This is a genomic window from Streptomyces sp. NPDC058632 (assembly GCF_042717095.1).
Classification (GTDB): Bacteria; Actinomycetota; Actinomycetes; order Streptomycetales; family Streptomycetaceae; genus Streptomyces.
Genome location: NZ_JBHXQZ010000163.1, coordinates 1 through 8,084, shown reverse-complemented (window position 1 = coordinate 8,084; position 8,084 = coordinate 1). Strand labels below are relative to the sequence as shown.

3 protein-coding genes are annotated in these 8,084 nt (G+C 74.2%); all 3 read right to left on the bottom strand.

Features of this window, described 5'->3' with window-relative positions; translation table 11 throughout:
- On the bottom strand, positions 1-1,550 hold a 1,550-nt coding region (locus ACFWVE_RS34235; protein WP_384022926.1), incomplete at its 3' end, for a type I polyketide synthase.
- Positions 1,551-1,827: 277 nt separating this feature from the next.
- On the bottom strand, positions 1,828-6,651 hold the full coding sequence (locus tag ACFWVE_RS34230) for a beta-ketoacyl synthase N-terminal-like domain-containing protein (protein ID WP_384022923.1): 4,824 nt from the start codon (positions 6,649-6,651) through the stop codon (positions 1,828-1,830).
- 35 nt (positions 6,652-6,686) lie between these two features.
- On the bottom strand, positions 6,687-8,084 hold a 1,398-nt coding region (locus tag ACFWVE_RS34225), incomplete at its 5' end, for an SDR family NAD(P)-dependent oxidoreductase (RefSeq protein WP_384022920.1).

The following is an 8,084-nucleotide window of genomic DNA, read 5'->3' as shown; positions in this document are numbered from 1 at the left end:
GTGTCCGCGCCGCGCACCGACACCGCCAGCCGCGCCGCCTGCTCCCGCACCGCCTCACGCGACTTCGCCGACACCACCCACGGCAACCACGCCGGGGTGCCGGTCCCGGACGTGGGCTCGGTGTCGGTGTCGGTGTCGGTGTCGGTGTCGGTGGCCTGGACGGCGGGGGCCTGCTCCAGCACGAGGTGGGCGTTGGTGCCGCTGACGCCGAACGAGGACACGGCGGCGCGGCGGGGCCGGCCGGTCTCCGGCCAGGGGGTGTGCTCGGTGAGCAGGTCGACGGCGCCGTCGGCCCAGTCGGCGTGCGGGGTGGGCGCGTCGATGTGGAGGCTCTTGGGCAGCGTGCCGTGCCGCATGGCCTGCACCATTTTGATGACGCCGCCGACACCGGACGCGGCCTGGGTGTGGCCGATGTTCGACTTCAGCGAGCCGAGCAGCAGCGGCCGCTCCGCCGGACGGTCCTGACCGTAGGTGGCCAGGAGCGCCTGGGCCTCGATCGGGTCGCCCAGGGTCGTGCCGGTGCCGTGCGCCTCGACGACGTCGATCTCGGCGGCGGACAGTCCGGCGTCGATGAGGGCCTGACGGATCAGGCGCTGCTGGGAGGGCCCGTTGGGGGCGGTGAGACCGTTGGAGGCGCCGTCCTGGTTGAGGGCGGAGCCGCGCACCACGGCGAGGACCTGGTGCCCGTTGCGGCGGGCGTCGGAGAGCCGCTCCAGCAGGACCATGCCGACGCCCTCGGACCAGGCGGTGCCGTCGGCGGCGGCGGCGAACGCCTTGCAGCGGCCGTCGGCGGCCAGGCCGCGCTGCCGGGAGAACTCGGTGAACATCTTCGGCGTCGACATGACGGTGGCGCCGCCGGCCAGGGCGAGGGAGCACTCCCCCTGGCGCAGGGAGCGCACGGCCAGGTGGAGGGCGACCAGGGAGGAGGAGCAGGCGGTGTCGACGGTGACGGCGGGACCCTCGAAGCCGTACGTGTAGGACAGGCGGCCGGAGGCGACGGCGACCGTGTTGCCGGTGAGGAGGTGTCCGGCGACCTCCTCCTGGCGGCCGCGGGAGGCGCTGTCGTAGTCGCCGTGCCCGGTGCCGACGAAGACGCCGGTGGGGCTGCCGGTGAGGGAGTCGGGGAGGATCCCTGCGCGCTCCAGGGCTTCCCACGAGGTCTCCAGCAGGAGGCGCTGCTGCGGGTCCATGGCGAGGGCCTCGCGCGGGGAGATCCCGAAGAACGCCGGGTCGAACTCGCCGGCCTCGTGCAGGAAGCCGCCCTCGCGGGTGTAGGTGGTGCCGTGGTGGGCGGGATCGGGGTGGAACAGACGGTCGAGGTCCCAGCCGCGGTTGCCGGGGAATGCGGAAATGGCGTCCACGCCGTCCCGGGCCAGCTCCCACAGTTCCTCGGGCGAGCGGGCGCCGCCGGGGTAGCGGCAGGCCATGGCGACGACGGCGACGGGCTCGCGATCCCGGTTCTCGGCCTCGCTGAGCTGCTGGCGGGCCTCCTGGAGGTCGGCGATCGCCCGCTTGAGGTACGCGCGGAGCTTGTCCTCGTTCGACATCAGGTGCCCACCTCTCACTCAGATTCCGGAGAACGCGGAGAGCGGCGATTTCCGGATTCCACGCCCCGACCCTGTTCGGAAACCCGCGGTGCGCGCAGGGCGCGCCCGGTGGCTTTCCGGTCCGGGTCGTAGGCCCGACCCGGTCCGGTGGCCAGTCTGGCCCTCGCGGACTGCGGGTTTCCCTAGAGCCTGGAGAGAAAGGCGGGGCCGGACGCGGTGGTGGGCACCACGCACGCCCGGCCCGGGACGGAGAACTGGTGAATTCCCTCGTCGTCGTGGGTTATCGGGCGGCGGCCGCCGATTCCTCCAGGGCTGTCAGCCATTCCTCCATGAGGGCAGCGGCCTTCGCGGAGTCCTCGCGGATCAGTGAGAGGTGGTCGGCGTCGACGGGTCGTACGGCCGCCGACGGCACCAGCGGCTCGTGCAGGCTTTCGGCATCCGGTGCGGGCACGCCCTCGATGAGGGCGCGGGTGCACTTGATCTCCAGCACGGGCGCGGTGGTGGGGTGCACGTCGAGCGCGTTGAGCAGCACCATCCAGCGGCCCATCGCGGACAGCCGGGAGTTGGTGAGCCGTACGGGCGAGTCGTCGACGGCGGTGAAGTTGAACCGCATCATGCCCGAGAAGTCCACGCCCTCGTCGTTCTTGTGCTGGATGCTCAGGGTGTCCAGCAGTACGACGGCGGTGGGGCGGATGCCCCAGGTGCTCTCCAGCACGCCGGCCGCGGCGTAGGCGAGGGAGCCGCCCGAGGAGTGGCCGACGAGGACGAACGGTTCGCCGTCGGCGGCCTGCAGGGCACTCTCGGCGATCACCCGGGCCGCGGCCTCGGGCCCGGCGGGCAGGGCCTCGCCGGTGGCGAAGCCGACCAGCGGCAGCGCGGCCACGTCGCGGCTGCCCCGGAAGTGCGCGGAGAGCTGGGCGTACTGGTGGACACCGCCGTTGGCGGTGGGCGCGCTGACGCAGACCAGTCGCGACGGGGCCGGACCCTCGGCGAGCGTCACCGGCCAGGGCAGGTCCTCCAGCTCGGCTGTCGCCTCGAAGGTGGGCCGCAGGGCGGCGACGGTGGCCAGCATGCGCTGCGCCTCCCGGGTCTTGCCCTGGGCGAGGCCGTCGAGGAACAGCCGCTCCATCGAGTCGTTCTCGACGGGACCGCCGGCCGCGCCACCGCCCCGGGGGACCGTGCCGCCGCCCTGCGCGCCCAGTTCGGTGAGCAGCCAGGTGGTGAGCCCGTTCGGGGAGCCGCTGTCGTAGACGATGCTGGCGGGCAGTTGCAGACCGGTGGCCTCGCTGAGCCTGCGGCGCAGTTCGATGCTGATGAGGGAGTCGAAACCCAGTTCCAGGAAGTCGCGTTCGGGATCGACCTCGGAGGTGTCGGGGTGGCCGAGGAGTTCCGCGGCGCAGGTGACGACCAGGTCGTGCAGGGCCTGTTCCTGTTCGGCGGCGCCGAGGGTGGTCAGCCGGTCGCGGAAGGACGCCGTGCCGGCGGCGCGGACCGGCACGGTGGAGACGGTCGCGGCCGGGCGGGTCGCACGCGTGGCCGGTGCGGCGGGCCGGTCGGCGGCGCCGGGCCCGAGCAGCCGGGCGGCGGACGACGGGCGCAGGGCCAGCGCCTCGACCGACAGTACGGGCCGGCCGGCGGGGTCGACGGCGGCGATGGACACGGTGTCCTCCCCGGCCTTGGCCAGGCGTACCCGCAGCCGGGCGGCGCCGGAGGCGTGCAGGGACACCCCGGACCAGGAGAACGGCAGCAGTCCCTGGTCGGCGTCCTTCAGTTCCACGAACTCCACGGCGTGCAGTGCGGCGGTGAGCAGGGCCGGGTGCAGGGCGAACAGTTCGGCGTCGTCCGCGCGGCCGGGCAGCTCCAGTTCGGCGAAGACCTCCTCGCCCCGGGCCCAGGCGGCGCGCAGGCCCTGGAAGAGGGGCCCGTACTCGGTGCGCTCGTAGAAGCCGGTCAGGTCGAGGGGTTCGGCGCCCTGCGGCGGCCACTGGGCGGCGTCGAACTCGATCTGCCGCTCGTCGGGTACGAGGACACCGGTGGCGTGCTGGGTCCACGGCCCGTCGGGGGCGCCGGCGGGCCGGGAGTGGATGCCGAGTTCGCGGCCGCCGGACGCTTCGGGGGCACCGACCCGCACTTGGAGCGCGACCCCGCCGGCGTCGAGCACCAGCGGCGTGGTGAGGGTGAGTTCCTGAACCCGGCCGCAGCCCACCTGGTCGCCGGCGCGTACGGCCAGTTCGAGGAAGCCGGTCGCCGGGAAGAGGACCATGCCGCCCATGGTGTGGTCGGTGAGCCAGGGGTGGGTGCGCAGGGACACCCGCCCGGTGAGCAGGACGCCGCTGGAGCCGGCCAGCGACACCGCCGCGCCGAGCAGCGGGTGCTCGGCGGGGGTGAGCCCGGCGCCGGCCACGTCCGCCGCGAAGGCGAGGGGCCGCGGCCAGTAGGCGCGGTGCTGCCAGGCGTAGGTGGGCACGTCGGTGCGGCGGGCGCCGGTCCCCTCGAACCAGGCGGCCCAGTCGACGCGGACGCCCGCGACGTGCAGTTCGGCCAGCCCGGTGAGCAGCGCGGTCTGCTCGTCGCGCCGGGCGCGCAGGGCGGGCGCCGCCACGACGTCCGCCTCGTCCCCGACGGTCTGCCGGGTCAGGGCGGTGAGGACGCCGCCGGGGCCCAGTTCCAGGAAGGCGTCCGCTCCCCCGTCGGTCAGGGCCCGTACGCCGTCGGCGAAGCGGACGGTGCCGCGGACGTGGCGCACCCAGTAGTCGGCGGAGCACAGCAGGGCGGGGTCGGCGACTTCGCCGGTCACGTTGGAGACGACCGGGATGGCCGGTTCGGTGTAGGTCAGTGTCTGCGCGACCTCGCGGAAGGCGTCGAGCATCGGCTCCATCAGCGGCGAGTGGAAGGCGTGGCTCACCGACAGGCGCTGCGTCTTGCGGCCCTGTGCGGCGAACTCCTGTGCCAGGGCGGAGACTTCGGACTCGACGCCGGCGATCACCATCGCGTCCGGACCGTTCACCGCCGCCAGGGCGATGTTCTCGGTCAGCCTGGGGGTGATCTCCTCCTCGGTGGCCTGTACGGCGATCATGGCGCCGCCGGCCGGGAGGTCCTGCATCAGCCGGGCACGCGCCGCGACCAGCGTGCACGCGTCCTCCAGGGACAGCACACCCGCCACATGCGCGGCCGTGATCTCACCCACGGAATGCCCGGCCACGAACTCCGGCCGCACACCCCACGACTCCACCAGCCGGAACAGCGCCACCTCGACCGCGAACAGCGCGGGCTGCGTGAACCCGGTGGTGTGGAGCAGTTCCGCCTCGGGCGTACCCTCCCCCGCGAACAGCACCTCCCGCAGCGGACGCTCCAACTCCACGTCCAGCCGCGCCAGTACGGCGTCCAGGGCCTCCGCGAACACCGGGAAGGCGGCGTACAGCTCACGCCCCGTCCCGGCCCGCTGCGATCCCTGGCCCGAGAACAGGACGGCGAGCGAACGCTGCACCGCACGACCGCGCGCGACCTCGACCGGCTGTTCGCCCGCCGTGCCCGCGAGGAGGACCGCCCGGTGCTCGAACACCGACCGCCCCGACGCCAGCGAGAAGCCCACGTCCAGTGCGGTGGCGTCGGTCAGGGCCGACACGCCCCCGAGCTGTGCGTCCAGGGCGCCCTTCGTCTTGGCGGCGACCGGCCACGGGACGACCGCCGGGTGAGCCGTCGGTGCGGCGGGCTGCTCCGGCTCCTCGGGTTCGGGGGCCTGCTCGACGACGAGGTGGGCGTTGGTGCCGCTGATGCCGAAGGAGGACACGGCGGCGCGGCGGGGCCGGCCGGTCTCCGGCCAGGGGGTGCGTTCGGTGAGCAGGCGGACGTTGCCCGCGGTCCAGTCGACGTGGGTGGACGGCGCGTCGACGTGGAGGGTCTCGGGCAGGACGCCGTGGCGGATGGCCAGGACGGTCTTGATGACGCCGGCGACCCCGGCGGCGGCCTGGGAGTGGCCGATGTTGGACTTCACCGAGCCGAGCAGCAGCGGCCGCTCCGCCGGACGGTCCTGCCCGTAGGTGGCCAGCAGGGCCTGCGCCTCGATCGGGTCACCGAGCGGCGTGCCGGTGCCGTGGGCCTCGACGGCGTCCACGTCGGCGGGTGACAGTCCGGCGCCGGCGAGGGCCTGGCGGATGACCCGCTGCTGCGAGGGCCCGTTGGGTGCGGTGAGCCCGTTGGACGCGCCGTCCTGGTTGACCGCGGAGCCGCGGACGACGGCGAGGACCTGGTGCCCGTTGCGGCGGGCGTCGGAGAGCCGCTCCAGGACGAGGACGCCGGCACCCTCGGACCAGCCGGTGCCGTCGGCGGAGTCGGCGAACGCCTTGCAGCGGCCGCTGGTGGAGATGCCGCCCTGGCGGGTGAAGCCGGAGAAGCCCATGGGGGTGGACATGACGGTGACGCCGCCCGCCAGCGCGAGGCCGCACTCCCCCTGGCGCAGGGACTGGGCGGCCAGGTGGATGGCGACCAGGGAGGAGGAGCAGGCGGTGTCCACGGTGACCGCCGGGCCGGCGAGGTCGAAGGCGTAGGCGACGCGGCCGGAGACGACGCTGGCGGTGAGGCCGGTGGTGGCGTGGCCTTCCGCGTCCTCGCGGGAGTTCATCACGACGCCGACGTAGTCGACGCCGGCGGTGCCGACGAACACGCCGGTGCGGGAGCCGCGCAGGGACACCGGGTCGAGGCCGGCGCGTTCCACCGCTTCCCAGGTGGTCTCCAGCAGGAGGCGCTGCTGCGGGTCCATGGCGACGGCCTCGCGCGGGGAGATGCCGAAGAATCCCGCGTCGAAGGCGGCGGCGTCGACGAAGCCTCCTTCGGCGGCGGCGCTGCTGCCGGCCCCCTCACCGCCCAGGGCGTCGAGGTCCCAGCCCCGGTCGGTGGGGAACGGGGCGATGCCGTCGCGGCCCTCGTCCAGCAGCTGCCAGAAGTCCTCCGGGGAGGCGACCTCGCCGGGCAGCCGGCAGGCCATGCCCACGATGGCGATCGGTTCGTGCCGGCTCGCCTCGGACTCCTCCAGCCGCCGACGGGTCTTGTGCAGGTCGGCCGTGACCCACTTGAGGTAGTCGACGAGCTTTTTGTCATCGGGCATGACGGGAAAACCTTCCTGTGGTGAACCGGCTCGTCTCAGTGGTCGCCCATGCGGCCGAGCTCGTTGTCGATGAAGGCGAACACCTCGTCGGCGCTGGCCGATTCGAAGGTGTCGTCCACGGGGGTGCCGGTCGACTCCGGCGCGCTGCCGCGCACCTTGTCCAGCATCTGGCCGAGCCGCAGGGCGAGTCCCGTGCGGGTGATCTCGTCGTGCTCGTTGGCCGCGAAGAGCGCTTCGAGGCGGTCGAGTTCGGCGAGCAGCGAGGGGCCCTGGGGGCCCTCGTCGCCGGGGGCCAGCTCGGATACGAAGTGTTCGGCGAGTGCCGTGGGGGTCGGGTAGTCGAAGACCAGGGTGGCCGGAAGGCGCAGCCCGGTCGCCGTGGAGAGGTGGTTGCGCAGTTCCAGGGCGGTCAGCGAGTCGAAGCCGAGCTCCCGGAACTCCTGTGTCACGTCGACGGCCTTCGGCGTGGCGTGGCCCAGCACGCGGGCGGCCTGCTCGCGGACCAGCTCGGTGACGTACCGGACGCGTTCGCCGGCGCGGAGTTCGCCGAGCTTGGCGCCGAGCGCGGCGGCCGCTCCGGCGGCGTCGGTGGCGGCGGCGGTGCGGCGGCTGCTCCTGACCATGCCGCGGAAGAGCGGCGGCAGGTCCTCGGGGGCGGCGCCGCGCATGGCGCCGGGGGCGAGGCCGACCAGGACCAGGAACGACTCGTCGGAGCCGCGTGCGACGTCGAAGAGGCCGAAGCCCTGGTCGACGGAGAGCGGCGGCAGCCCGCCGGACTGCATGCGGCGCATGTCGGTGTCGGAGAGGGTGCTGGTCATGCCGCCGTCATGGGACCAGGGGCCCCAGGCGAGCGAGGTGCCGGCCAGGCCCAGGGAGCGCCGGTGCGCGGTCAGGGCGTCGAGGAAGGAGTTGGCCGCGGCGTAGTTGCCCTGGCCGGGGCTGCCCATGACACCGGCTATGGACGAGAACGGCAGGAACGCTGCCAGGTCCAGGTCGCGGGTCAGCTCGTGCAGGTGCCAGGCGGCGTCGACCTTGGGCCGCAGCACGGCGGCAAGCCGCTCCGGGGTGAGCGAGGCGACGACGCCGTCGTCGAGGACGCCCGCCGTGTGCACGACCGCCGTCAGCGGGTGCGCGGCGGGAACCCGCGCGAGGAGCGCGGCGGTGGCGTCGCGGTCGGCGGTGTCGCAGGCGGCGACGGTCACCTCGGCGCCCAGCTCCCGCAGCTCGGCGGCGAGTTCGGCGGCGCCCGGCGCGTCGGGGCCGCGCCGGCCGGCCAGCAGCAGGTGCCGCATTCCCGAGGCCGCGAGATGCCGGGCGAGGTGCCCGCCGAGCGCGCCGGTGCCGCCGGTGATCAGGACGGTGCCGTCCGGGTTCCAGCGCGGCGGCATCGTCAGCACGATCTTGCCGACGTGCCTGGCCCGGCTCATGAACCG

What these genes read in the sequence shown, in the direction of transcription:
- ACFWVE_RS34230 (WP_384022923.1), bottom strand. Translation starts at nt 6,651, where the DNA reads ATGCCCGATGACAAAAAGCTCGTCGACTACCTCAAGTGGGTCACGGCC.